The sequence below is a fragment of the Microbulbifer maximicatervae (SeqCode) genome, assembly GCF_052466985.1.
Map to the genome: position 1 here is coordinate 334,034 of NZ_CP174298.1, position 23,364 is coordinate 357,397.

Below are 23,364 nucleotides of genomic sequence, written 5' to 3' on the forward strand. Positions count from 1 at the left end.
TCATGGTAAATTAATGTTTCCTTAAGCCTTTTCTTTAATTGGTGGCGAGAGAAGTCTGAGGATATAGAGAAGGGTGATATATTACAGCTGCTTTTAAATACTCTTCCAGAGAAAAATTTTCAATAAAGTGGATAAGATGGAATAAGTTAATGAAAGATGTAGTGGACGCAATTGATTCAAGAATAAAATCACCATATTTTGGCTATGCTTTTCTAGCATTCATTACGCTTAATTGGCGTGGTATATTTTTGCTGGTTGTGTCATCAGGCACACCTACTGAAAGACTTGCTTTATTTGATGAGGAAACCAATTACTGGACTCTTGTAGTATTACCTTTAATTGTCGGAGCACTGGTTGCAGCATCTACTCATTGGATAAAATACTACTTTTTACTAATAGCAAGGACACCGGTGGATCGTATAGACGCTTCTCATCTCCAAGCCGAGCATAGAAAAGCTATTCTGCAGGGGGAACTTGAACAAAAACGTGCTGATTTAGCTGCAAGGAAAGAAAAAGAGCTTATCGAAAGAGCAAAAATAGATGAATCAATTTCAGAAATATCCGATGAGTCAAAAAAGAAAGAGCTGGAAGTAGAAATAGGAAAAATTAGAAAACAAAGGGACTTTAATCTGACGAGTACAGCCATAGATCTACTAACAGCAGCGGCTGCTGACGAAAAAGGAATAATTATGGTTCGGGAAGTAATGGGAGGGCAAAGTATACAGGCGGGAAATAGATCCTTCGGTAAAGATTCTAAAAGGAGTTACGCCAAATGTAGGTCAGCTCTACAGGAGCTAATTAAAGAAAGCTTTGTGGCGGCTTCTGACACCACTGGAAATAACTTTGGATTAACTCATGAGGGTTGGCAGCTCGTGGATTCTCTCTAACAATGAAATCAAGCGCGATGGCTTGCTGTCGCTGCTTATTTAGGCGTTGTATTTCTCGAAAGAGTAATGTGGTTTGTTAAAGCTGTTTTTAAAGACATTACCCCAACGTATCACTATTTCAGTGGTCGTGGCATTGGTCATCGTTATTTTGAAAGTAATTTGGTGGAATAACGTTTCAGAATTTTTTTCTTTTGGTCATGAGCTGGGGGTAGTATTTGAGCCTTTATTAGTATCATTCATAGCAAGTTATATTTTTTACCTTTTCGTAGTTCATTACAGGGAAGTAAAGGAGCAATATGATTTTTATCCATATGCTTTAAGGTTTTCAAAAATTATAACGAATACCTGCAAAGTAGAGCTGTCTCATTTCTCCTCAGCATCTGGGGTTGAGTTAAAATTTGAATCGCTAAAGACTGAAGATTTGAAAAGGGCTTTTGGAAAGATTGATCCTAATCAGAAGAATGCTCCTATTCATTTCCCTGTTCCAAATGGCTTTGAGGCCGGAAATTGGATCGACTACCTAAAATCAAATTGTGAAAAAATTATTCATAATGTCTCGAAGATAGTTGATTCAAGGGCGCATATCGACCTTGAGTGGTTAAAACTGCTTGTCGAAATAGAGGAGTCAGCGTTCGTTGGTTTTGTCAGAAGACTATACAAATCAAATTTACCGGGACATATGCCCGGCTCACCTTTCCAGGATGAAGGCGATATGTATTTTGATTACTACCAAAAATGTTTGGCGCTAAGTAAATATATAGAAAAGATAGAGTTATCATTGACCAGCCGAAGTGTACCTAGTAGCTCCAGGTAAAGCTTGCTGGCTATCTGATTTAAACGTTATCTCTAGGGGGCAACGTGTAAAAAGGGTTAACAATGGACTGTTAAGCTAGTCACTTTTTGTGCGCTTCACTGTGTAGATAAATCAGTTTTATCGCTGACTCTTCCAATCACACCATACCGGCAACAACTCTGCCAGGATTCGCTGAACCCCAGTTTCCATTCTTGAAATCTGCGAGGGCGCAAGCCCTCGACCTCAGCTGTGCCCCTGCAATCCTTTGTGTACTAAATTAATAATATTGAATTCAAAAGTGTATATTTTGACTATTTGGGGCGCTGATATGGTTTATTGGGATTTCTAGGGCGCCTAACTCGCTTTGCATATAAAGGATCAAAAGCAGCATCGTATATGCATCTGTGTACGATGGCGTTAACTGTGGATAACTTAATGTTTCCTTAGGCCTTTTCTTTAATGGGGAGTAGGGGCGTCTGGGGATATAGTGAAGTATGATATATTGCGGCTGCTGTTGAGTACACTGTTAGCCAACCGAGTTACCCCGCTAATTGTATAAGATATGAATAACGGAGGCTGTAATGAGGTTTTATAATCTTGATGACGCTAGAACTATGTATGGATTGGTGAATAGCACTAATTTTAGTGGAGGAGATGGGCGATTTACAGTTAAAAATGATGGATGTAGGTTTTGTGGTCAACCTGCGGCTATGCATGTTTTACACTCTACATTGAATGATAGTTCCGGCATTGAGGGAACGTTTAAAAAGGCTAATGATTTATATGACAAGTTAATAGAATTATTGAAAGGAAAAAATAGCAGTAAATTTAAGTCTCCAAAGGAGAAAATGATTGGGGTGCTCAAGTGCCGAAATACTAATATTGTTTTCGCTAGTCACTCCGGCAAGTTTATTGATGGCCTGTTCGCAGCCGCATGTGAGGAGCTTAATTTCGAATATTCTCCAGCATTTCTTCCAGGTACTGTCAAAAATAGAAATAATGCACTTGTCAAAGATGACGGAATACAAGATTTTGATTACCAGTGTGCAGCACCCAGACTTATACAGCATGCAATATATAGCGGTTGGTTCCCAATGGAGATGACGGAGATGTGCTTTAAGGGAAATACTCCAAGGAGAGTTGCAGGAAGTTGCGGGAGATGCCGAATGACTATCCCAGCCATGTTGTGCCCAACCCCCCCAGATCATGAGCGGCTGAGAAGGAGGATTTAGCTCCTGTAGTGAACAATTTAGCCATCTGACACATACAGCAACGTGCCACAAGTATTATTACCTTCCCTACCATAGGAAAAAAGGTGCTCTCGATCACCCGGTGAATATGTCGGCGAAACCCCTGTAGTAGTTTTGCATAAAATCTGGAAACTGACGGCGGAAAGGGAACTTGCGAAAAATGGTGCAAGTTCTCGGCCTCTTACGTCTTTGCAAAGGCATCGCCTGCACTTTTGTTGGATAAAGTCGGTGAACTTCACAGTCAAGGAGTTATGGAGATTATATAAAAAAACCTCGGCCCGAAGCGCGAGGTTTTGTATCTCACAGGATGCGCGGTTAGGCGGCTTTCTTTTCTTTTGCTTGGGCCTCTAATCTATGTTGATTGCCCCGCCCCTAGGGTAATCAAGCCAAAACGAAAACTTCTCGCCAATGGCGCCCCAATCATCTAGATTTGGTTTACTATGGACGTGAGAGCAAGGTAGATACTGGGTGGTCAGGGAAATCTGTGTAATTTTAAGGGTCAATTCTGGCACGAAAAGCAACCCAAACTGCTCTTAGGTGTGTAAACTCCGTGTCGATGTCAGCATACAGTCGGGTCAGCATGTACCTGTATGCGCCAAGGGAAAAACAGGGAGGTTAATATGGCTACTACATCTTTTGATAAGGCATTTGTGGTCACCAACCCAGAGGACATAAGAAGATTTAAAGAGGCTCTCTCAAACGACGACGGGCCAGAGATAAAATTAAGGGATAGAGATATACACGCTGAATCCAAGGAAGGAGTCAAGCAATTACTACAGAAGTTCTCATTTCGTTAAGGGATCTAATTGATATCCCAGGCGAAGGGCGGGCGGCTGCTGAAGCCGTCCTGCAAAGCTTTTCCTGCCAGAGAAATTCTGATGTAGAAGAATTCCTCCGTAAGAAGTCTATAAGGTTTGAAGAATCACACCATTCACGCACCTATCTTTTTCTGGATATAGAAGATAAAGAGCCCGTCTTGCATGGGTATTTCTCTCTTTCTTTCATGGAGGTTAGTCTCGCCGAAGTGAGTGTTTCGCGTAGCCAGATGCGCGCCATTTCGGGCGGAATGCCGGATGTGGAAAGTGTGCGAGGCTTTCTAATAGGGCAGTTGGCAAAGAATGAAAGAGTTCCTTCCACTCCGATAAATCTAGAAAGAATCCTCCAGGAGATATTTTTTGTTCTCAGAGGAGCTCAGCAGGCTATAGGGGGGCGGCTAATCTTGCTGGAATGCGAAGATATAAATGGATTAGTGGGATACTACGAGAAGCATGGATTTAGGGTGCTCACTAGGGACCCTGACGGGATGTTGGTAATGTACATGATATTTAAACCATCCATCGCTGGTAAGGCCGCCTAGCGTATACTCGGCGCCTGCTCATATCGGCGAAACTCTCTGTATTTGTTCCCCGAACCAGCCTCAGGTACGATTCCTTAAAATAATTTTGAGAGGTCGTCATGCGCCTTATTTTACCAATTATCCTATCCACCGCTCTGTCTGGTTGTTTTGAGGCTGTAGCCAACACCAACGAATACGACCGTCACGAATGGCTTCCAGGCTGGTCTGATACCGATCGAGACTGCCAGAGCACACGCCATGAGCTTCTGGTTCAATTCTCCCTGGCTCCAGTAACCTTCACCAATGACAAGCAGTGCACGGTAGATACGGGTCTCTGGCTGGACCCATACACGGGCCAGTTTTTCAATCTGGCCTCTGACCTGGATGTTGAACATATCGTGCCGCTGTCCTGGGCGCACGGGCACGGTGGTGCCAACTGGACTGTAGAGCTGAAGCGTCAATTTGCAGAAGACCCTGAGAATCTATGGCTGGTCGATGATGGCCGGAACCAAAGCAAGGGTGACAAAGGCCCCGATGAGTGGATGCCACCTTATGAGCCTGTCCAGGCCATCTATGTGCAGCGCTTTATGGCGATAGTAGAGAAGTATGGGTTGGAGTTCTCACGGGAAGAATCAGCCCAGATTCTGGCACTATTAGAGGAATAGGGGAGGCTTTGCCTCCCATTTGCTGTTCTTCAGCCAAACTGCTCAACTAGGTTCTCATCAAAGCTAATGCCAGTTAGCTCAAATTTCTCTACAGCACATTTAAACTGCTCATTGCAGAATACAGTCGCGCAGTTTTCAAATTTGGATTTAAAGGTTGCTAGCTTTTCGGCATCACCGGTAAAAGCTAAAGCTTTTAAAGAAATAGGGGTATCACCAAGGTATTCATGCTGGGAAACATCTAAATCTTCCTGACCAAAAGTGCGGCAATTGAAGAGATAGTAGACTTCACCTTCTGCTTCAACGGGTAGCAGCTCCCCATAGCTTTCCAGTAAATCCCCAAGGTAACGTTTGGCCTTTGGGGACAGTACCAGCGTGGCACCCAGGCCAGATGATATATCTGGAATAGGGGACCCCTCAAACCCTTCATTGCTTAAAAAGTGTGCGCCCATAGGGGGCCACCAAGCAGCCATCGCAGTATTGCGCAGGCTAAAATCTAGGATTGAGTCTGGATCGGAGTCATCTGGTGCGTGCCTGGCAATATCCAGAATACTTAAGTCTAGGTTTTTAAACCGAAAGCCGTCGTCACGAATTGCGTAAATTGCAGGCATCAGATAACTCCGTTTTTAATTTCGGTAATAGCGGTATCGGGTTCATTTTCTTGGAGTATTCTCCCGATTACCTGAAGTTGAGTTTTGATCGTATCCATATCGCGAAACCCTTGTATACGTCGAGCGACCCATCGCTCATACTCATGGGTATGATATGTTAAGTGGCCTGTCGATTCTGGCATAGACCAGTGTGGAGTATCATCATCTCTTCTGACTAGATAAACTCCATTCGCTGGGTCATTTATACGGATCCCATGACGATGGAGGTGCATTCGGGCTCTACCTGTGACGACTGGTAGCTTTCCTTTACCTGGCACAATGTGGTGCGCAGTATGTAGTGGACTCGGCTTGGGCACTCCCTCGGCTCGCATGTACTTTTCTAGCGTATCGGTGGGGTGGTGTTTTTCTTTCTCCATTACCTGAAGAGTATCCGCCCTTTCCTTTAGTGTACCGCTAAGGGCTCCTTCACCTACCGCTCGATACTTAGCAAGCTGTTCTTGAACGTCCATCATGGCTTCAATGGTTCTGCGCTCTTGATCCAAATATTTCAGAGCCTTTTCCCTTTCTGCCTTCCTCTCTTTATCTAGGGAGTTTACCGCATTGCCCCCGCTGTAGAATTTTTCTGCCTTTTGTTCGTAGTCTTGAATCATCGACTCCAGATGAGACAATTCATGTTTGTGCTTGGTTATTCTCTTTCCGTTCTGGTACTTAATTTCCATTTACTGACTAGTCCTTTTACAGCGTCCAAGAATTGTTCATGATTATCATCTATGGTTTGTGTGGCTCAGTATAAAATAGCGCTAGATGTAGAAATTATGCTGTAAGTCCATGAAATGAGAGGCGCCTCCCTAATAGAGTCGAATTAATTTAACTAACTCTATCTAAAGCCTCCGTCTACCAATCACCCAAAGAGCCACTCAGCACCCATAAAAACCTGTATATCCTGACCCTCTAAGCCCGCTAGCGTGGGCGCCATCTTCTTTTTACTATCGATACTGTATATACATACAGTATTTTGATAGATTGCCCCTGTGTCGACGGAAAGAAGGAGTTGGACCATGACATTCATAGAGGTTGAAGCCGAGATACGCGCTTGCTTGAACACTATTGATATGACCGCAGACACTGCCGACCCGAAGCTTAGGGACATGCTGAAGGTGCAGGTGAACAATCTGGATGCGGCAACCAATGCCCTTGTAGATGAGCTGAACACCCTGAACGAGAAGCAGGCCCAGCTCAAAGAACTGTTAAAGTAACAAGCTATGAAACTATCCCCTCTATACAGCAACGGCGTCAGCTGTGGCTTTCCCTCCCCAGCAGATGACCACAAAGAACAGCCGTTAAGCCTAGATGAACACTTAATAACCAATCCTCCGGCTACATTCATGGCCAGGGCCAACGGAGACTCCATGCAGGGCTTGGGCATCTTTGACCGTGATGTGCTCATTGTTGACCGCTCACTGACACCTATGAATGGTGATGTGGTAGTTGTCGCCCTGGATGGTCAGCTGACGTGCAAAATCTTGGACTTGAAGCGGAGCCGGCTATTGTCGGCCAATGGCAATTACAGGCCGATACCGGTCTGGGAGGGCCAAGAGTTGATAGTTGAGGGGGTGGTTAAGGCGTCAATCCGGTATCACCGTACCGCTTAGCAAAGTAGTGTATGCCTGTACAGTTTCGTCACTATTTTCGACGCTGTTTTCATAGGCATCCATTTCAACTATAAAATCGTTTAAAATCAATAGGTTAGGTTTTTGTACCAGTGCTTCTGGGGGTGTGGTGGTCGTCGGTTCAAATCCGGCCGCTCCGACCATATATATCGTTGCATAGCAACGGCCAAGAAACCCGCTTTTTAGCGGGTTTTTTTGTGTCTGAAATTTAAGTCCGTATTAAGTCCATCTTCTCAGTCTCCCTGCCATGACTGGGCGACTAATCGCCTGGGCTCGCGCAACACATCGGGTGTTATTTCGGCTCCGGTCGAGGCAGTCCCTCGGTTTTTACTGGGTGTAGTCTGTAACCAGATCTTCCAGTTGCAGCCAGTAAGTCTTGAGCTTGAAACTCAAGATTGTGGCTTTGTCGTGGTGTAAGTTGTGAACTTCGTCGAGCGCGACTGGATCATGGTGTAACATGACGAATCCAAAAAACAAAAAATTTTATCAGCCTCAAGGAGATGAGGTTCAAATGCATATTTCCAAACTTTGCTTAGTTAATTATCGGAATTTCGCTAACACTAAGCTCTTGTTTAACAAGGGTATAAACACTGTTATTGGTGAAAATGGCTCTGGGAAAACAAATTTATTCAGAGCAATTCGTCTTTTACTAGACGATAACATGATTAGATCTGCATATCGTCTAAATGAAGCGGACTTCAATAGGTCTCTATCGAGCTGGAAGGGGCATTGGATAATTTTAAGCTTGGAATTCGAGGAAATTTCTGCTGATGAAGAGGTGCAAGCGCTATTTGTTCACGGTACAGGAATCCATGATGAGGGAGGGGTAGACAGGGCTACATATAATTTGATTTTTCGCCCAAAAAAAGATGTGAGGAAGGCTCTGTCCGAACTAGAAGTGGGTGATCATGTAGGGTTGGAGGAAATTCTAGCCGATGTAACTATCGACGATTACGAAACTATATTTACTGGGCGCAGTGATGTCGATTTTAACAACCTAGAAATTTACAAGCAGATAGTCGGTGATTTTGAGACTGTACGCTTCAACGCAGAACTTGAGCACCCAGAGATTGGGGTTAAGATCCCTGCTGTATTATCGATTTCCAAAGAAATATCATTTACTTTTGTCCAGGCATTGAGGGATGTTGTTTCAGAGTTTCATAATAATAGAACAAACCCGCTTCTCTCGCTTCTGCAAAGTAAAAGCGGTGAAATCGACCCTGTGGCATTTGGAACAATAACCGATCAGGTTAGGGAGTTGAATGGTTCCATTGAAGGATTGTCCGATGTTCAAGTTGTGCGTGGTGATATTCGGGATACAATTAAAGCCACTGCAGGAGAGGCTTATTCTCCATCTTCGTTAGCGATTAAATCTGAACTTTCAGAAGAGGCGGAAAAGTTATTTCAGTCATTGAAGTTGTTTGTAGGTGAATCGGAAGATGAGCATGAGGGGCCGATTCATGAAATGAGTCTGGGCGGGGCCAACCTAATATTTTTGACGCTGAAGTTGCTAGAGTTCAAATATCGTAAGGCAAGCCAATCGTTTGCAAACTTTCTACTGATTGAAGAGCCAGAAGCCCACATACATACCCATATTCAGAAAACCTTATTTGACAAGTTAAATTACCACGATACCCAAATCATATACTCTACACACTCGGCGCATATTTCCGAAGTTAGTAATATTGAGAATATTAATATTCTAGGGCGCACATTGAATAAGTGCGAGGCGTTCCAGCCTTCCAGTGGCCTAAGTCAGGATGTTATTGGGAATGTTCAGCGCTATCTTGATGCTGTCAGGAGCAGCTTGCTATTTGCCAAAAGTGTTATATTAGTCGAAGGGGATGCTGAGGAAATTCTTATACCAATATTGATTAGGAATGTCCTTGGCGTAAGTCTGGATGAGCTTGGGATCAGTCTCGTAAACATCCGTAGTACAGGGTTTCTAAACGTCGCATCTCTTTTTCACGATTCTCGAATTCGAAAGCGGTGCGCAATTGTAACAGATCTTGACGAATCTTTTATCGATACCACGCCAAGCGATGGAGATTCAGAGTCTCAAGCAAAGTTGAAAAGGAAGTTTCGGAAATCCCAAAAGCTTGGATTATCGCGTAAGGCGACGCTTGAGGAATTTTGTGAGGGAAATCAGTGGTTGCATACATTTTTTTCGGATCACACGTTTGAGGTTGATTTTGCGAGAGCAGGAAATTTAGAGAAATTTATGGGTTTAGTTCCTGAGATTTACTCTCAGGCGGCAACAATAACTAGATCCCTTGAGGAGCTGCAGTCTGATAACATAGCTGAGTTTGGTATTAGAGTTTTGAAGATGGCTGCGAATGACGGTAAAGGTTGGTTTGCCATTCGCCTTGGAGGAAGTATAGATTACAAAACCAAAATACCGGGTTATCTATTAAAAGCGATTGTCTTCGCTCACCCTGATATATCTTGTGATGTCTGGAGTAGGATTTTTAAATATCGACTTTCCTGTCTGAAAAGTGAGGGTTCTATTCCTCATGAATCAGTCGAACAGTATGAGAGGTTAGTCGAAGATTTTTCCAGAGGTGATAAGGATCTTGATGATGTAAAGTTTTTTACTTTCCCTCCATCTATTGATGAGCAGCTCTCCACTATATTGGAGAATTTCTAATATGTTTGTGTGGGGGGAGGGAGAGTTAAACTCCGAACAGAGTCAAGCCATATTAGATCCCCGTAGTGTATTCCTTGTGGCTTGTCCAGGGAGTGGGAAGACGAGAACGTTAACTTACAAAATTGCCTATGAGCTTGCTCGATTGCGTGAATCGAAAAAGTTTGTTGTTGCAATCACCTATACAAATAGGGCTGCTGATGAAATTAACGAGAGGATTGAAGCTCTTGGAATTAGTACCGATAGGCTTTGGATTGGGACCATTCATTCCTTTTGTCTAGAATGGATACTTAAGCCCTATGGCATTTATCATGACTATCTGACTCGAGGGTACAGCGTAATTGATTCTCACGAGTCGGAGCTTATCCTAACCGAGTTGTGTGCAAAATATGCCCATCAAAGGCCGCGGGTAACATTTTGGGATTGTGGCTATTATTTTGTCCCTGAAGGGTATGTCCGCTCATGTAATGAATCCTCAAAATTCGATGTTATTGATCGAGTTCTGTCTGAATATTTTGAAATCTTAAAGAGTCGTAGGCAAATCGACTACGAGTTAATTTTACTTTTTTCTTTCCAGTTGATGGAGTCTAAGTCTGAAATTAGCTCAGTTCTTTCTGCCATGTTTTCATATATTTTAGTTGATGAATATCAAGATACAAAGAAAATTCAATATTCAATAATTTCTTCGATTCTACGAGCGGGTGAAGGCTCTACAAGAACGTTCATAGTTGGGGATCCGAATCAAGCAATTTTTCAATCTCTTGGTGGTTTTGCCATCGATGTGAACGATTTTAGGTCGCTGACGGGGGTTGAGATTTCTGAGCGGGAGCTCTCTAGAAATTATCGCTCGTCTAGACGTATAGTCGACTATTTTTCTCATTTCAAAGTGTTTGATTCAGATATTGTTTCTGCTTTAGAAGGTGATGAGCAAGGTAGTGTCATTTCATATGAAAATGCTATCCATAAGGATGACCTTGAAGATGAGTTGATAAGGCTGATTAGATTTAATATCGAAGATCGGGGAGTGCCACAGACTGAGTTGTGTATTCTCGCTCCTCAATGGCCTTATCTCGCTAGTATGACAAGAAAGCTGGTCAGTAGCTTGCCAGAATATCAGTTTAATGGTCCTGGTATGGTTCCATTCTCTCGAGATATAGAGAATTTTTGGTTTAAGCTATCAAAGATTGCTTTAACTAGATCATCTCCTGATATATATGTGAGACGACTTAGGTGGGCATCGGAAGTGTTGCGGGATATTGAGCTCGCAGGCGTCAACGTTGATTCTATTACACCAAAGTATATTCTAAGGACTTCCAACACCATAGAGATTGATGAAGAAAATGGGTTGCATTTTTTGGATAAGTTTTTTCATGCTCTATTCGAATTGTTGGGAATAGATGCTATGAGCTTCCCCATGTTGAAAGTTCACTATGAGGCTTTTTTTGAAAGCTCAGCGAGTCGGATAGAACGTTTGGAGCGGGAAGGGGCAGCATTCATAAGCCATATAGATACTTTCAAAAAAGTATTCCAGCCGAGACAGGGAATAACTATTTCCACTATCCATGGCGTAAAGGGGGCGGAATTTGATTCTGTTATAGCTTACGCTCTGCTCGAAGGGATGGTTCCGCACTTTAGCGATCCTTACGGGGAAGAAAGTGCTAAAAAGCTACTTTATGTTATCGGTTCACGCGCGCGGAAAAACTTGCACTTAGTGTCAGAGCTTGGCCGTATTCGATTCAGAAGGGAAGAATATCGTCCAACAACAGTATTGAGTTCATACAGCTTTGATTACGATAACCTTTGATCTGTAAACCCTCTTATTGATTTCAATTTAGTTTGGATGATTACGATCCAGGACACCCAAAGACTGGAGAGAAATGTCAGTTACGTGGCAAGTATCAGCTTTGGTGGCTTTTCCTCTTTGATTTAGGGGTAAAGGTGGTGAAATGCTGGGGTTTTGTGTTCAGGCTTTAAGTCGCGCCATTTTTGGATATAAAATCGGCAATCGTGCAGAAAGTAATCCAGGACACCCAAAGATTGGAGGGTAGTGTCAGTTACGTGGCAAGCACCAGCTCTGGTAGCTTTTTCTCTCTAATTTAGGGAAAAAAAGGGGGGAATGCAGAGGGTCTGTGTTCAGTCTATAGGTAGCGCAATTTTTGGATATAAAACCGGCAATCGTGCTATCGAATGTCTGGAGTAGGGCTAGATTAGTGGGGGGTAGCTGAGAGGAAGGGGTAATCCAGGACACCCAAAGATTGGAGAGGTGTTCAGTCTATAGGTAGCGCAATTTTTGGATATAAAACCGGCAATCGTGCTATCGAATGTCTGGAGTAGGGCTAGATTAGTGGGGGGTAGCTGAGAGGAAGGGGTAATCCAGGACACCCAAAGATTGGAGAGTAGCGTCAGTTACGTGGCAAGCATCAGCTCTGGTGGTTCTTCCTCTCTGATTTAGGGAAAAAAAGGGGGGGGGAATGCAGAGGGTCTGTGTTCAGGCTGTAGGTAGCGCAATTTTTGGATATAAAACCGGCAATCATGCTATTGAGTGTTTGGAGTAGGGCTAGATTAGTGGGAAGTAGCTGAGAGGAAGCGCCGGCAGTCACCAATACCGTGTACCCAGCGTTTATTGAGCTGGCTACAGGCTTGCTGTACCACCTTCACTGATCCTACCAAGCCTTTAAAGCGACTTTCAAAATTTCGGTTGAGATAGAGCCAGTGCTTGGGTGAGATACCAAGCCGCTCCAGGATGGGAGGTGTGTTTTCGGCAATACAGCCTCGTTTTCTGGGATCTAAATGTCGGCCACTCCAGTCTACTAGCTCCAAATAGTGATCCAGCTGAAAAGGTAGCCCTTTCGGCATACTCAAACGCTCACCGCCGACAAACGGAAGTAGACTTTTGGGCTGCTTGCCTGAGACTCCGGCACGAATACGCTGTTGAATCGAAGTGTAATCGGAGTCTTCAGGGGTCTTGGCAATATTGGCACGGATCGGGTTGAGGTCTACATAGGCCATGCAGGCAGCAAGGGCTCTTTCATCTAGTAAGGCTTGGGACTTAAAACGGCCCTCCCAAAAGTGGCCTGTACAGTTGTCCTCAGCGTTGGCCTGGCGAGCGATAGATTCGTTTAAGCAGCGCATAAACCAGCTGATATCCATTAGACGCCCCCGCCATAGAGAAACGACTTCTTTTAGCCTAGTTACCTCACAGTGATCGAGGGTATCGCCCTGAAGATAGCGCTGAGCCAAGCTGGAAGCTTTGAACAGTTTTTGCCAGCGAGTAATTACCTCTTTGAGAGACCACTTGCTAGCAGCTTCTCTGTCGATATAGAGCACTATATGGTAGTGATTACTCATTACTGCATAGGCGGCAATATCTAACGCAAACACCTCGGCCAATTTATACATACGGCTTTCAATCCACTCGCGCCGATATTCGTAATCTTTTCCGGATTTACTATCTCTGCCACAGAGAAATGCACGGCGTACACAGCGGGAAACGCAGTGATAATAAGGTGTTGAATCCAGAGATATCTGGGTGCTTCGGGGTAGAGTCATCGGCGGCACGTGTATTGTATTGTATGAATATACAGTATCCTGAAGGGTTTCATCCTTTTGTCAATAGGGCTGGCGGTTTATACTTTCTATTTGGTGGGTGTCCAGAAATACCCTTGAGACCTGAATGCCCCTCCCAAAAGTGGCGACCCTACCTCTCCTCATAGCAGTTAGGCGGAAGTTTGTTATAAAACTCTACTCACTATGGTATTTGCCATAGCCCTCTGACCACTCTTGCTGATAGCCTTGCTTTTTGAAGTAACCTCTAAATATATGAAGTGCTTTTTCTAGCCAAGACTGAATATCTGAAATACCCTCAATCATCTTGCAATCTTTTTCGTCATCAACCGCTTGATCCGTCATTTTCCAGAAAAAGTAAGCCAAAGACTCTGCCTCCTCTTTACTATCTAAATTGGAGTTTCCAGAAACAACCGATCGAGCGATTTCAGAGTTTAGTTGTTTCGCATAATACAGAACCAATGTCTTTGCTGGTTGATTATATTCATTGAAATTTATCATGCTTTATAGGTCTCTAGTGGCAAGTCATTCATTATGGCCACTCTTTAAGCTCATGGAGCTTTTCTATTTCGCTAGAATCGAGAGTGTTCCCTTGAAGATAGCGCTGAATTAGTACGGAAGTTCTTAAAAGACCTCATCAGGGAGTAAGGATCTCGGTATCGGACCAAGTTTTGGCGGCTTCTGCGCTGATATAGAACACAGTATAGTAGTGGTTGCTCACCACAGCATAGGCTGCAACATCGAACGCAAAGATGGCGACTAGCTTTTGCATTCTACCCTCAATACACTGATGCCGACTCTCAAAATCCTCTCCGGGTTGGGTATCTTTCCCACAAAGAAAGGCCCTGCGTATGTAACCAGAAGCGCAATGATTTACATTGGAGTCAAACTTACGAATGGAGATAGAAATACTCTTGAAATAGTTATCAATATGACTAGCTATTATTGATGGCTACCTATTAAGCGCATTTATAAAGGAGATAACTGCCATGCCATACAAAGAACTTGGAATGCTAAAAGATAGCGGTTTAAGTAAAGATACTTATAGTGGAGTTGTTGTGCCCTATATGAGTGAAGCTGAACGAGAAGAATATCAGGTTACGATACAAGGTGGGCTTCTGTTTTGGCGCGGAGAGAGACTTAATACCAATCCTGGCGGATCTTGGGCATTCGTTATGGATAAGAATGGGCGTATCTTTTGTGGTAACAAAAATGGTGACATTCAGCACCATTCAGCATTTTTCTCGGGGCGACCAGTTGCTGCGGCTGGGCATATCTCGGTGGTAGGTGGAATAATAGAGCATATTAATAATTTCAGTGGCCACTACCAGCCCACTAGCGATTATATGGAGCAGTTTAAAGAAGAACTGGAAAAAAATAATGTTGACTTAAGTGAAACTGAAATGGATTTTGGGATTTCGTCAAAAACCTGTAAGTTGCGCTTAAAAAATTTTCAAGATCATAATTATAGAGGCAAATGGTATCAACGTTTTCGCGGTACTGTTGTTAAAGAGACTGTCGATGGGAGCGAGGATACTTATACCGGCCGTACACATATTCAAGGGCAAAGGTTAAGGCTTTATCCTGATGGCCCCAGATGGCAGTGGCTCTGATGTAAATAGCCATGAGAGCTTTCTGCAGACTCTCCATCTCTGACATAGAGGCAGGGGAAGTGGAGCACCAGAAATTGACGTTCAGGTTTTGGGGAAGGCTGATTTTGGGGGTAGGCCAGATTGTAAGGAACGCTGAGAGGAAGCTACTGGCAGTCACCTACAGACTTTAATCTGCTTTCAAAATATGGTTGCTACATAGCCAGTGGATAGGTGAGGTATCAAGTATCTCGGATAGGAGGGCTGATATAGCACATCCTACCTCGTTTTTAAGGATCTAAATACCGGCCACTCCAGTCACTGGCTCGAAATAGTGTTCCAACTGAAAAGGGAGTGCTTTAGGTCCTTTTAAGCGCTCACTACCAGTAATAAAGTAGAGCTTTGGGTTGCTCACTAGATACGACCGTGCGAATGCGCTGTTGAGTACAAGTGTAATCAGAGTCTTCAATATCTTGGCAATACTGGTAAGAATAGAGCTAAGCCTGGAATTTAAAATGACCTTACCAGCGGCTACTTGTACGATTGTTTTTAACCCAAAATAGCCAAGCAATAGCACTAATGTGGAGAGGTGACTTGCAAGATGGTAACTCCATGCTGATCTCAATATTTACCCCTACAACGGAATCCTGCTCTTCCAGTATTTAGCAAAGGAGTGTGGATACGAGTATAAAACTAATGAGCCAATTTAATTATTAGTGAACTTTCACATTCCCCGGCTTTGCCTTTAGTTAGCTGTATGATTGAGAGCATTACTCTTTAATCTTTTAAGGAAAGTATGGAGTGCATTTCAATATGAATTGAGTTTTCCAATGGTTGATTGAGATTTCCTTAACCGAAAATAACCAAAAATATAGGCGCGAAAATAATCCTATTGAAATTTATTCAGTTTGTTTCAATCTCAAAGCTGCGTAAAATCGATAGACATTTTTGGTATTTTGGCCGTAATTGAGCGAGCCGATTAAAAAGGCTTCAGAAGTTTGAATAGTTTTGAAAGCTTCGAGAGAGTCGAGAATTTTCTAAAAGACCCATCCCTCAAAGGAGAACGGTAGCGTGACGTAAGAGTAAGTAAAAGGCGCTGACCCAAGGTGCTAGGAACACCCGGGGCCAGCTGACCAAATTGATAACCTAAGTATCAAAATGGCTATATGGATAATACGCTAGAAACCCGCTCGTCTTCAATAAAGTGGAGTACATTCAGCGGCTTGGGGCCTGTTCCCAAGCTCTGGAAGCCTAGCGCCCGCCTTTTCCTCTTCTCTGCCTACCGCCCCCGAGCGCCACCCCACATTTCCTCCAAACGTTAAGCCCAAGCTTCCCCACCCTGGAAGCGCCCAAACTTTGACCATCGAAGGAAATAAGTATGTTGATCTTAAAGCGACGGACAGGTGAACTTCTAAGGATTGGAGCAAATGTCTCAGTCACAGTGCTGGAGGTGAAAGGCAATCAAGTGAAGATAGGCATAAGCGCACCTAAGTCACTCCCCATCCACCGTGAAGAAATCTATGTGCGGATCAAAAAGCAGCAGAAAGTGAAGGCCTGAATATGCTTGAAGGTAGGGCAACTTGAGGCACCCAATAATTGAAAGAGGGATTCCAAGAAGAATCATTGCGCCTCTGTTCGGTAGGCGATATACGCGCTCTGATTCGAATGCCTTTTGGATGCCAAAGGTGACTAGCTAGCGAACTCGGAGTGGCCGTGCTGATGTCTTGGAGGTGTTTAACAAGCAGACCTTCTTATCCGACAGGAAGAGAGGGTAAGCAAGCCTTGCCAGCGCCACAAGAGGTGTACTTAATGCTTGGCTTGCTATACACAGATCCTCCAGATGAATGTCGCCGAGCCCACCAGCTGCTTCAAGCAGCCTTCAGGATTGGGCTAAAGACAGAGCCTACGCTAAGTGAAGATGCCTAGCCTTTTGATGAAGGAGGAATATTCCCAACAATGCTCCCTAGCTCTTGTGTGCTGAGTCAGTGATTAATCCAGCTCCAGCAGATGAGGTTCCACTTTTGACGGAATCTATGCTTTGGTTTTTCTGTTCCTCGCCTAACATACAAGGTGTCCCTCCACATCGCTAGATTTCAATTCGTCACGCTCTTCCGAACCTGTATAGTCAGCCCCGCAGAATCGTTACCGCCACGTATAAGAATGGTAGCAACGGAGAACCTGTTGACGCCGTGTGACAAAAATCAGGATATCAATAAGGTCAAGGAAGAGGGGATCGACCAGTGTTTACAACACAGTGAAGTTTAGGCTTACAGCTTGGATGGGAGGCTATGCCTGATGATATGGAGCATACCGCGTGCAAACACATATCAGTGATGGGGTTGCTTAGACGGCACAAGTGGCTAGCAAGCCATAACCCTCAGATTATCAGTTTTGGGCCATGTAAATTAGTTGGCGCTGATCGAAAAGTGTACAACTGTACTTTCAATAACAAAAGCCAGCAGAAGCTGCACCTACTTCTAGTTGAAACTCAGTAACTCATTGATACTTAAAGGGTGCCAAAGGTGATGTAAAGCTGAGAAAATACAGAATTATAAAGGCGCTGCTTTGTATATATTCTTGCGTATTTACACAAAAATAAGGTAACTTATTGATTTTATTGAGATTTGAAAGGAAATCGGGCGTAGAAATATAAAGCAGGGTGATATAAAGAAGCTTCTTTTGAATTAACTGTTATGCTTTCTAGTCCAAAATTTTAAATCCTAATGAAATATTTTGTAGGTTTTGTTGTTACTGCATTTGTCTATGTATATGGCCTCATGAGGTTATATGATCATAGTCATTACTGGCCGAGAACTGATGCTGTAGTTGATCCTGTAGAAATGTTACTTTGGACGATATCAAGTCTGTTTGTGGTGGTTATTATTCACTCTATAATTTGGAGCTTACATTCAATTTATCAGCTGAAGCTAATGAGTTTTAAGCCATCTTATAGGGGGCTTTTGTGTTCGGTAAATTTCTGTTTTATTTTATTTTTATGGGTGTTACCAGTATTAATATGAACGCAAGCATAACAAACTGTCGTGGCGGGCCAAAGTAAGCGTGGTTCGCTTTCGCTCACTTTACCACGATTACTTTGGCCACTTAACAGGGCGTTATGAGAAATGGTATGAGGTATACATTCAATTTTTTGAATTTGGACGTAGAGTTTGAAGTCCTTTCAAAAAACAACACAATGGCTATATTCAGAAGTAATGGAAAACAGTGGGTTGAGGTCCTAGAGACTAAACTTTCGAAAAAAAGTAGGTTAGATTCATTCTTTTTCACATCCGATTCAATGGGCCAACTACCCAATATCGTGTTTCGCCAGCTATTCTTTGAATAGAAAATTAGTACTTATAAAGCGTAAAGATGAATATGTCACCTGCTTTCTGGTTACCTGGCGAATACCCTTTACATTTTCAGTGAGCTGGCCAATGTCGGTTCGCAAGTCATTAGTAGATAGTTTTATCGGGGAGCTGCGTGAGGGAAATTCATAACAAACTAATTAACTTTACGCGCGAAGGACGCGTGCCGGAGAGTCTGCGCTCCGGCTGCCGGTTTTAGAGTGTTAACTTTATCATGAATATCGAACAGCTTCGCCGAATTCGAAACAAGAATACTGAACAACAAAATGAACTCTCGTTCCTTGAAATGAAAGAGTGCGTGGACAAATTTATAAATGATGAAAGTATGTACCCATGGTTGACCTTGCTGTTGTCCCAAAAGGGGATGTCCGCGAATGAGGGAATTCTATTGAATTGTTCCGAAATCTTTGAGCAGTATGGAACTCAATGGATGGGCACATGGCTAACGAAGAAAAAAGAGTTCTACGAGTTTGATGTAATGACAGATCGAGCCAATAAAGAGTTATTGGAAATTGATGGTTGGTCTAGAGTTTACCATGAAGTGTCTGCTCATTCTAAAGGCATTGGGAAAACGCCTGCTTTTATAGCTCTGGAACTGTTATCGGAATATGGTCAAAGTTAACAAATACAAGCAGGTTGTTAAGGGGCTTTGGCCCTTCGCGGGACTGCCTACACTACGCAGCAGCCCCCGTTGTAGTTGTTATATATCTAGGTAGAGGTTGATAGAATTAATGTTCTTAGTGATTGGTATCATCCTACAGATAGTGTTTCTAGGTCCGTCATTACTGATCTGGGCTTTATGCAAGAAGTTCTGGCCAAATATCTTTTCTATCAATCCGTATCTTGCCACATTCATATGTTTAGTTTTGGCTGTCATTAGTGCATTTGCCCTAAACGTTGAATTTGAGGGTGGTTTAATAACAGGGGTAATAGTGTTTGGTATTTTCTCGTTTATTTACAGTGCTGCTCTCAGTGCAATAATATTTACCTACAAATCAATAAAGGCGCGTATAAATACATAATAGAGCACTGTTGTCACAGCCTTTGGCTACTGGGGCGGCTCACTGCGTGGCCCACCCCTAAACTTAGTGTTATGTGTTCCAATGAAGAGATATGAATTTTGAGTAAGTGGCTTTATCTTTTAGTTATTTTTGTACTGGCCGGTCTTCTTTATCCGGTAATCTACCTCCTCGGCCTGGAAAGGTTAGGGGGCGGAGCTTTACTGAGGGTTCCGGAGTTCATCATATATAGCGTACTGATAGGATTCTTCTTGTATCCGTTCATAGAGGGCTATAGACGCTATAAGACAGGTAGTCGCTCATTGGCTGCTATTTTTTTCATTTTCGGAATAATTTTACCAGTTATAAGTGGCGCTTTTTTAATACTTTTATTTGAATCTATGTTGAAGACTAGAAGCCATGGATAACAAAGCTACACATAATCAGGCCGGACGAGCTTGTCCAGCTATGTACATGTCATAGGCCTGCTGTTTTCATGTGTTATGTGGGTATGGTAGCTACTGCCGCCTTTTGGTAGGCGATTCGGTACTATGCCTAACTAGTAAAAGCACCGGACGCACTGGCGTGCGCTCGGTATATTTACCCCCAATACTCTAAATAGTTGATAAGATAAATGAGAAAATCATCGCCTGAAGCTTTACTTACAATCGGCACTATCATTCTGTTGACATTACTTCCACTTCTAGTTGGATGGCTGCTGGTAAAAACCTACAGACTTATAAAACCAATTCAAGAGAAAGAGCTTACGGGCCTTGCAAGTATAGGGGCGCCAAGGCGGGATAGTTTTTTCAAATTTGCAGTCGCAGGGTGGGCTGTTTGCGGTCCAATTTACTATTGGGTTTTCAGTTCTGGGATTCTTGCTTAGCTCTGCGTTTGACAATCACAATCCTTTAGCTGCTCTAATTCAGCTCAAAAACCAGTCGTTAAGGCAATCAAGTATCAGAGAGTTATGAAAAATTTAGTATCAGTTATATTTGTACTATTCATATCAATTAACACGCATGCTGGAGGTTACTCTGTGGAGGTCGAAAAGTTTATTGAAGGGAGCATTGAAGGTTTAAGAATTCAAACTGATGCTCACGATAAGACATGGGGTCTGGGGTCTGCTAAAACATGGAATGTCGACCAAGACAAAGGCATTATATTTTGGTCGCTTGAGGATGGTCGGATCGCTGTAGCTCCAGTTCAAATAATAGGTACTTACAATCCGAAGGATAGAAGCTTTCTATGGGGGTGGGATCACCCTTCAGTGCTAAAACCTCTTCAGCAACATTCACGTTTAGTTAAAGAGTATGGTGAAAAGCACGGAGTAAAGCTCTTTACCTCAAGAAAGGTCCATGTTTCCGAAGATCAAGCATGGGAATTTTCAGCCGTTGCCAGCCGTTTGGCTGCAGCAAATGGAGCTTACAGAGCTGATGCGGGTGGATCTCTTGTTTATATGATATTTGGTGAAATTGAGCTAAGAAATCAGCAGCCCTAACAATCGGATGCTGTCAGGTGTAAAAGTTCCAGCCAAAAGCGGCCTTCGCTTTTGGTTAACGCAGAGCCGAACATTATGCATAAACCTAGGTAGCGATATGAACATTTCCTTCAGCGAAGGCACGATAGAAGATGTCATACAGATCAATTCTGAGATTCCAGAGTTCGACGCTAAAAATAGCAAAGATAAAATAGAGAAGAGGTTAGAGGGGCGCCTTTACCTATTACTGGTAGCTTCAGTTGGTAATAAGAAAGTAGGCTACAAAATTGGTTATAAAGTATCCGAAACAGAGTTTTATAGTTGGTCTGGTGCAGTCCTCCCAGATTACCGAGGCCGAGGCATAGGAAAGTCTCTGCTTGAGCTTCAAGAGCAGTGGGTGATGAACAAAGGGTTTAAGTCTATTAGCGTTAAATCGATGAATAGATTTCCTTCAATGCTGCATCTTCTTATCTCTCACGAATATCAAGTGTGTGGGTATGAAAATAAAGGCAACCCCCTGCAAAGTAAAATAATTTTTATAAAGAAAATAGCTGAAAATACATAACAAATTGTTGCACAATGTTTTGGACTTCGGCTTCCAGCGGATCCCGTCAAGCTTCGTTTGTCGTGGCCGTTGTACCTGATGCTATGTGTGGTAGATGAGCAATGAGTATTAATATACGAAAGTTTCCTGTAAGTGAAGTCTATAAAGAAAACATTGAAGAAATTCGTACATTGTACCCAGGCAAAAGTGAGTTTCGCGTGAGTCCGTACGAGTATGATGCCGGTAGCAAATTTTCAGGCTCTTCTGAAAATTGCATATGCTTTATTATATCTGGTAGCTGTGAATTAACATTTTCTAATATGGAACCAGTGGTTGTAAAACACGGAGATGTGTTCGAGTGGCCTCGTGGGCGGTATTGGGTTAAGGCTGATGATCCTGCCGGGGTAAAATATGTCAATGTGTGGAACTTGAAAGAGATAATTAAGCGAAGAGCTAAAAATACATAATAGTTATCGCGCCTGATGTTTTGGTCTACGCTCCGTTTTGTCATGGCTGCGCCACCTTACGTTAAAGTTCTAATAGTACCAAAATACTGCTGACTAAGCCGTTATATGTATGAAGTTTGAAAGATTAGATAGTAAGTCAATATTAGTAGGCTGGGGAATGATAACGTCCACATTAAACTAGAAGCATATCCAAAATGCCTAGAGGTAGGTGCCAATCTACAGGTTCGAGAAGGCTCAAGAGTAGTTGGTTATACTGAGATACAGGAAAAATATAATGAGTAATTACGTAAAGGCAGCTAACAATCACAGGCACGTTGCTACTTCCATTCGGACGGCCTAGGCTACCCTCTGGCTGCTCGTGTTGTGGCTTGGGATGATTAATATCATCTCGGGAATATCTCACTCGCGAGCGTAAACTAATCTTGTGTTAAATGGATAAAGATCTTGATATTTTTACAATTGAAAGGCCGCTTAAATTACATGAATTTTAACCAGTAGTGCTCTGCAGCTCAAAATATTATTGATAATTTTATGGTTTTTGAGTTTTATTTTAATTGTATCTAATAGAAATTTTTTCATAGTTGGTAAGTTTAAATTCTTCAATTAATTTCTTTGCACCCATGCTATGAGTTATCTCGCGCCGATATACCAGACATATTTCATCTTTAAAGCCTGGTTGGTCTTTACTAACCCATTCGAGCTGATTTCTTCCATGTGTCTGTGCAACTCGACCAGGAATAATACCAACCCCAAATCCCTCTAATGTCATTTTTGTGATTAGCTCGTGACTTGAAGACCTTATATATTGCTTATATCTATTGCTTTCAGATATGGTTTTCAGCAGCCAGTTCGTCTGCATCAGTGCTGGATCATATATTAGTACGTCTCTAGATTGAATTTTCTTAGGATTATGCCAAAAACTAACCACATCGTGACAAAGGTGCTTGATTACTAAATCAGGATGAGATACAGGATTTACGACAATACCGATATCGATTTTCCAGCTGATCACGGCCTCTACAATCTCGCGAGAAAGTGCATGCTGGAAGCTCAATTCAATACCTGGGTTTTGTGCGATAAAAGCAGGAAGGCTATCAGGTAGCATATGTAGTGAAATCGAGCTGTGACATCCAATGGTGAAATGACCAACGGCCTCTTTATTTTCTCGCAGCGCAGAATACTTAACCTCATCCCAATCATCTAATAGCTGCTGAGCGCTCTTTAGCAGCCTAAGACCAGCACGTGAAAGCTGAACACCAGTTTTTTCTCGTATTATTATTTCAGTACCTAGCTGTCTTTCTAGCCTCTTGATAGCAGCACTCAGACTCGGCTGCCTAATCCCCAATCTTTCTGCTGCCCTGGATATGTTTTTTGTTTTTGCAACTTCAATAAAGTAATTAAGTTCATCAGCGTGTGGGAACATAGAGCCTAACTTATTTAGCGACTTAATTTAAAAGCAGCTATCGAGTCTACATCGACATACTCTTGGTTGCCATAGATATTG

At 42.9% G+C, this 23,364-nt stretch carries 23 protein-coding genes; 16 read left to right on the forward strand and 7 right to left on the reverse strand.

Translation table 11 applies throughout. The features are described 5' to 3' along the window. The first annotated feature begins 149 nt into the window (after positions 1 to 149). From ACJJI3_RS01560 to ACJJI3_RS01585, 6 genes are all read left to right on the forward strand, one after another. Complete coding sequence (locus ACJJI3_RS01560) at positions 150 to 887, forward strand: hypothetical protein (protein WP_444941256.1); 738 nt, start codon at positions 150 to 152, stop codon at positions 885 to 887. Positions 888 to 960: 73 nt separating this feature from the next. After that, positions 961 to 1,701: a hypothetical protein gene (locus ACJJI3_RS01565; RefSeq protein WP_444941257.1), complete on the forward strand. Its 741-nt coding sequence runs from the start codon at positions 961 to 963 to the stop codon at positions 1,699 to 1,701. A gap of 560 nt (positions 1,702 to 2,261) precedes the next feature. Beyond that, a complete protein-coding gene (locus ACJJI3_RS01570; RefSeq protein ID WP_444941258.1) occupies positions 2,262 to 2,912 on the forward strand; it encodes a hypothetical protein in 651 nt (216 codons plus the stop codon). A 638-nt stretch (positions 2,913 to 3,550) separates the two neighbouring features. Then, complete coding sequence (locus ACJJI3_RS01575) at positions 3,551 to 3,727, forward strand: hypothetical protein (RefSeq protein ID WP_444941259.1); 177 nt, start codon at positions 3,551 to 3,553, stop codon at positions 3,725 to 3,727. 278 nt (positions 3,728 to 4,005) lie between these two features. Beyond that, positions 4,006 to 4,287 (forward strand): hypothetical protein, encoded by a 282-nt coding sequence (locus ACJJI3_RS01580; protein ID WP_444941260.1) that lies wholly within the window; start codon positions 4,006 to 4,008, stop codon positions 4,285 to 4,287. Between the two features lie 98 nt (positions 4,288 to 4,385). Beyond that, positions 4,386 to 4,931, forward strand: coding sequence for an HNH endonuclease family protein (locus ACJJI3_RS01585; protein ID WP_444941261.1), 546 nt, complete (start codon positions 4,386 to 4,388; stop codon positions 4,929 to 4,931). Between the two features lie 29 nt (positions 4,932 to 4,960). Here the strand turns inward: ACJJI3_RS01585 and ACJJI3_RS01590 are convergent, their stop codons facing one another. Further along, on the reverse strand, positions 4,961 to 5,539 hold the full coding sequence (locus tag ACJJI3_RS01590) for a hypothetical protein (protein ID WP_444941262.1): 579 nt from the start codon (positions 5,537 to 5,539) through the stop codon (positions 4,961 to 4,963). Beyond that, a complete protein-coding gene (locus ACJJI3_RS01595; protein ID WP_444941263.1) occupies positions 5,539 to 6,258 on the reverse strand; it encodes an AHH domain-containing protein in 720 nt (239 codons plus the stop codon). The genes ACJJI3_RS01590 and ACJJI3_RS01595 overlap by 1 nt, the downstream gene beginning before the upstream one ends. Before the next feature lie 339 nt (positions 6,259 to 6,597). Between ACJJI3_RS01595 and ACJJI3_RS01600 the strand changes: the two genes are divergently transcribed. Continuing rightward, positions 6,598 to 6,795 carry a hypothetical protein gene (locus tag ACJJI3_RS01600; RefSeq protein ID WP_444941264.1) on the forward strand — a complete coding sequence of 66 codons (198 nt, stop codon included), beginning with the start codon at positions 6,598 to 6,600 and terminating at the stop codon, positions 6,793 to 6,795. Positions 6,796 to 6,801: 6 nt separating this feature from the next. Beyond that, a complete protein-coding gene (locus ACJJI3_RS01605) occupies positions 6,802 to 7,191 on the forward strand; it encodes a LexA family protein (RefSeq protein WP_444941265.1) in 390 nt (129 codons plus the stop codon). A 345-nt stretch (positions 7,192 to 7,536) separates the two neighbouring features. On the opposite strand, the gene ACJJI3_RS01610 is transcribed toward ACJJI3_RS01605, so the two are convergent. After that, positions 7,537 to 7,668, reverse strand: a complete 132-nt coding sequence (locus ACJJI3_RS01610; protein ID WP_444941266.1) for a hypothetical protein — start codon at positions 7,666 to 7,668, stop codon at positions 7,537 to 7,539. Here ACJJI3_RS01610 and ACJJI3_RS01615 point away from each other — a divergent pair. Continuing rightward, entirely contained in the window at positions 7,667 to 9,856 is a 2,190-nt protein-coding gene (locus ACJJI3_RS01615) for an ATP-dependent nuclease (RefSeq protein ID WP_444941267.1), read from the forward strand. The two genes, ACJJI3_RS01610 and ACJJI3_RS01615, sit on opposite strands and share 2 nt — an antisense overlap. A 1-nt stretch (position 9,857) precedes the next feature. Further along, entirely contained in the window at positions 9,858 to 11,657 is a 1,800-nt protein-coding gene (locus tag ACJJI3_RS01620; protein ID WP_444941268.1) for a UvrD-helicase domain-containing protein, read from the forward strand. A 758-nt stretch (positions 11,658 to 12,415) separates the two neighbouring features. On the opposite strand, the gene ACJJI3_RS01625 is transcribed toward ACJJI3_RS01620, so the two are convergent. From ACJJI3_RS01625 to ACJJI3_RS01635, 3 genes are all read right to left on the reverse strand, one after another. Next, positions 12,416 to 13,402, reverse strand: a complete 987-nt coding sequence (locus tag ACJJI3_RS01625) for a transposase (protein WP_444941269.1) — start codon at positions 13,400 to 13,402, stop codon at positions 12,416 to 12,418. 192 nt (positions 13,403 to 13,594) lie between these two features. Continuing rightward, the gene (locus ACJJI3_RS01630) at positions 13,595 to 13,918 is read right to left on the reverse strand and encodes a hypothetical protein (RefSeq protein ID WP_413662658.1); all 324 of its coding nucleotides are present in this window, start codon (positions 13,916 to 13,918) and stop codon (positions 13,595 to 13,597) included. 136 nt (positions 13,919 to 14,054) lie between these two features. Then, positions 14,055 to 14,189: a hypothetical protein gene (locus ACJJI3_RS01635; RefSeq protein WP_444941270.1), complete on the reverse strand. Its 135-nt coding sequence runs from the start codon at positions 14,187 to 14,189 to the stop codon at positions 14,055 to 14,057. Between the two features lie 217 nt (positions 14,190 to 14,406). On the opposite strand from ACJJI3_RS01635, the gene ACJJI3_RS01640 reads away from it, so the two are divergent. The 6 genes from ACJJI3_RS01640 to ACJJI3_RS01665 all read left to right on the forward strand — a co-directional run bounded on the left by ACJJI3_RS01640 (position 14,407) and on the right by ACJJI3_RS01665 (position 21,860). Further along, on the forward strand, positions 14,407 to 15,030 hold the full coding sequence (locus tag ACJJI3_RS01640) for an IQM protein middle domain-containing protein (RefSeq protein WP_444925421.1): 624 nt from the start codon (positions 14,407 to 14,409) through the stop codon (positions 15,028 to 15,030). A gap of 1,354 nt (positions 15,031 to 16,384) precedes the next feature. Continuing rightward, entirely contained in the window at positions 16,385 to 16,564 is a 180-nt protein-coding gene (csrA, locus tag ACJJI3_RS01645) for a carbon storage regulator CsrA (RefSeq protein ID WP_444941271.1), read from the forward strand. Between the two features lie 2,021 nt (positions 16,565 to 18,585). Then, positions 18,586 to 18,993 (forward strand): hypothetical protein, encoded by a 408-nt coding sequence (locus tag ACJJI3_RS01650; RefSeq protein WP_444941272.1) that lies wholly within the window; start codon positions 18,586 to 18,588, stop codon positions 18,991 to 18,993. A gap of 1,346 nt (positions 18,994 to 20,339) precedes the next feature. Next, positions 20,340 to 20,870 (forward strand): DUF6882 domain-containing protein, encoded by a 531-nt coding sequence (locus ACJJI3_RS01655; protein ID WP_444941273.1) that lies wholly within the window; start codon positions 20,340 to 20,342, stop codon positions 20,868 to 20,870. A gap of 97 nt (positions 20,871 to 20,967) precedes the next feature. Further along, the gene (locus ACJJI3_RS01660; protein WP_444941274.1) at positions 20,968 to 21,414 is read left to right on the forward strand and encodes a GNAT family N-acetyltransferase; all 447 of its coding nucleotides are present in this window, start codon (positions 20,968 to 20,970) and stop codon (positions 21,412 to 21,414) included. Between the two features lie 101 nt (positions 21,415 to 21,515). Beyond that, the gene (locus ACJJI3_RS01665) at positions 21,516 to 21,860 is read left to right on the forward strand and encodes a hypothetical protein (protein ID WP_444941275.1); all 345 of its coding nucleotides are present in this window, start codon (positions 21,516 to 21,518) and stop codon (positions 21,858 to 21,860) included. Positions 21,861 to 22,410: 550 nt separating this feature from the next. Here the strand turns inward: ACJJI3_RS01665 and ACJJI3_RS01670 are convergent. Beyond that, a complete protein-coding gene (locus ACJJI3_RS01670) occupies positions 22,411 to 23,283 on the reverse strand; it encodes a LysR family transcriptional regulator (RefSeq protein WP_444941276.1) in 873 nt (290 codons plus the stop codon). Positions 23,284 to 23,364: the final 81 nt, after the last annotated feature.

What these genes read in the sequence shown, in the direction of transcription:
- ACJJI3_RS01560 (WP_444941256.1), top strand. Translation starts at nt 150, where the DNA reads ATGAAAGATGTAGTGGACGCAATTGATTCAAGAATAAAATCACCATAT.
- ACJJI3_RS01570 (WP_444941258.1), top strand. Translation starts at nt 2,262, where the DNA reads ATGAGGTTTTATAATCTTGATGACGCTAGAACTATGTATGGATTGGTG.
- ACJJI3_RS01575 (WP_444941259.1), top strand. Translation starts at nt 3,551, where the DNA reads ATGGCTACTACATCTTTTGATAAGGCATTTGTGGTCACCAACCCAGAG.
- ACJJI3_RS01585 (WP_444941261.1), top strand. Translation starts at nt 4,386, where the DNA reads ATGCGCCTTATTTTACCAATTATCCTATCCACCGCTCTGTCTGGTTGT.
- ACJJI3_RS01590 (WP_444941262.1), bottom strand. Translation starts at nt 5,539, where the DNA reads ATGCCTGCAATTTACGCAATTCGTGACGACGGCTTTCGGTTTAAAAAC.
- ACJJI3_RS01595 (WP_444941263.1), bottom strand. Translation starts at nt 6,258, where the DNA reads ATGGAAATTAAGTACCAGAACGGAAAGAGAATAACCAAGCACAAACAT.
- ACJJI3_RS01600 (WP_444941264.1), top strand. Translation starts at nt 6,598, where the DNA reads ATGACATTCATAGAGGTTGAAGCCGAGATACGCGCTTGCTTGAACACT.
- ACJJI3_RS01605 (WP_444941265.1), top strand. Translation starts at nt 6,802, where the DNA reads ATGAAACTATCCCCTCTATACAGCAACGGCGTCAGCTGTGGCTTTCCC.
- ACJJI3_RS01615 (WP_444941267.1), top strand. Translation starts at nt 7,667, where the DNA reads ATGACGAATCCAAAAAACAAAAAATTTTATCAGCCTCAAGGAGATGAG.
- ACJJI3_RS01610 (WP_444941266.1), bottom strand. Translation starts at nt 7,668, where the DNA reads ATGTTACACCATGATCCAGTCGCGCTCGACGAAGTTCACAACTTACAC.
- ACJJI3_RS01620 (WP_444941268.1), top strand. Translation starts at nt 9,858, where the DNA reads ATGTTTGTGTGGGGGGAGGGAGAGTTAAACTCCGAACAGAGTCAAGCC.
- ACJJI3_RS01625 (WP_444941269.1), bottom strand. Translation starts at nt 13,402, where the DNA reads ATGACTCTACCCCGAAGCACCCAGATATCTCTGGATTCAACACCTTAT.
- ACJJI3_RS01630 (WP_413662658.1), bottom strand. Translation starts at nt 13,918, where the DNA reads ATGATAAATTTCAATGAATATAATCAACCAGCAAAGACATTGGTTCTG.
- ACJJI3_RS01635 (WP_444941270.1), bottom strand. Translation starts at nt 14,189, where the DNA reads ATGCAAAAGCTAGTCGCCATCTTTGCGTTCGATGTTGCAGCCTATGCT.
- ACJJI3_RS01640 (WP_444925421.1), top strand. Translation starts at nt 14,407, where the DNA reads ATGCCATACAAAGAACTTGGAATGCTAAAAGATAGCGGTTTAAGTAAA.
- csrA (WP_444941271.1), top strand. Translation starts at nt 16,385, where the DNA reads ATGTTGATCTTAAAGCGACGGACAGGTGAACTTCTAAGGATTGGAGCA.
- ACJJI3_RS01650 (WP_444941272.1), top strand. Translation starts at nt 18,586, where the DNA reads ATGAATATCGAACAGCTTCGCCGAATTCGAAACAAGAATACTGAACAA.
- ACJJI3_RS01655 (WP_444941273.1), top strand. Translation starts at nt 20,340, where the DNA reads ATGAAAAATTTAGTATCAGTTATATTTGTACTATTCATATCAATTAAC.
- ACJJI3_RS01660 (WP_444941274.1), top strand. Translation starts at nt 20,968, where the DNA reads ATGAACATTTCCTTCAGCGAAGGCACGATAGAAGATGTCATACAGATC.
- ACJJI3_RS01665 (WP_444941275.1), top strand. Translation starts at nt 21,516, where the DNA reads ATGAGTATTAATATACGAAAGTTTCCTGTAAGTGAAGTCTATAAAGAA.
- ACJJI3_RS01670 (WP_444941276.1), bottom strand. Translation starts at nt 23,283, where the DNA reads ATGTTCCCACACGCTGATGAACTTAATTACTTTATTGAAGTTGCAAAA.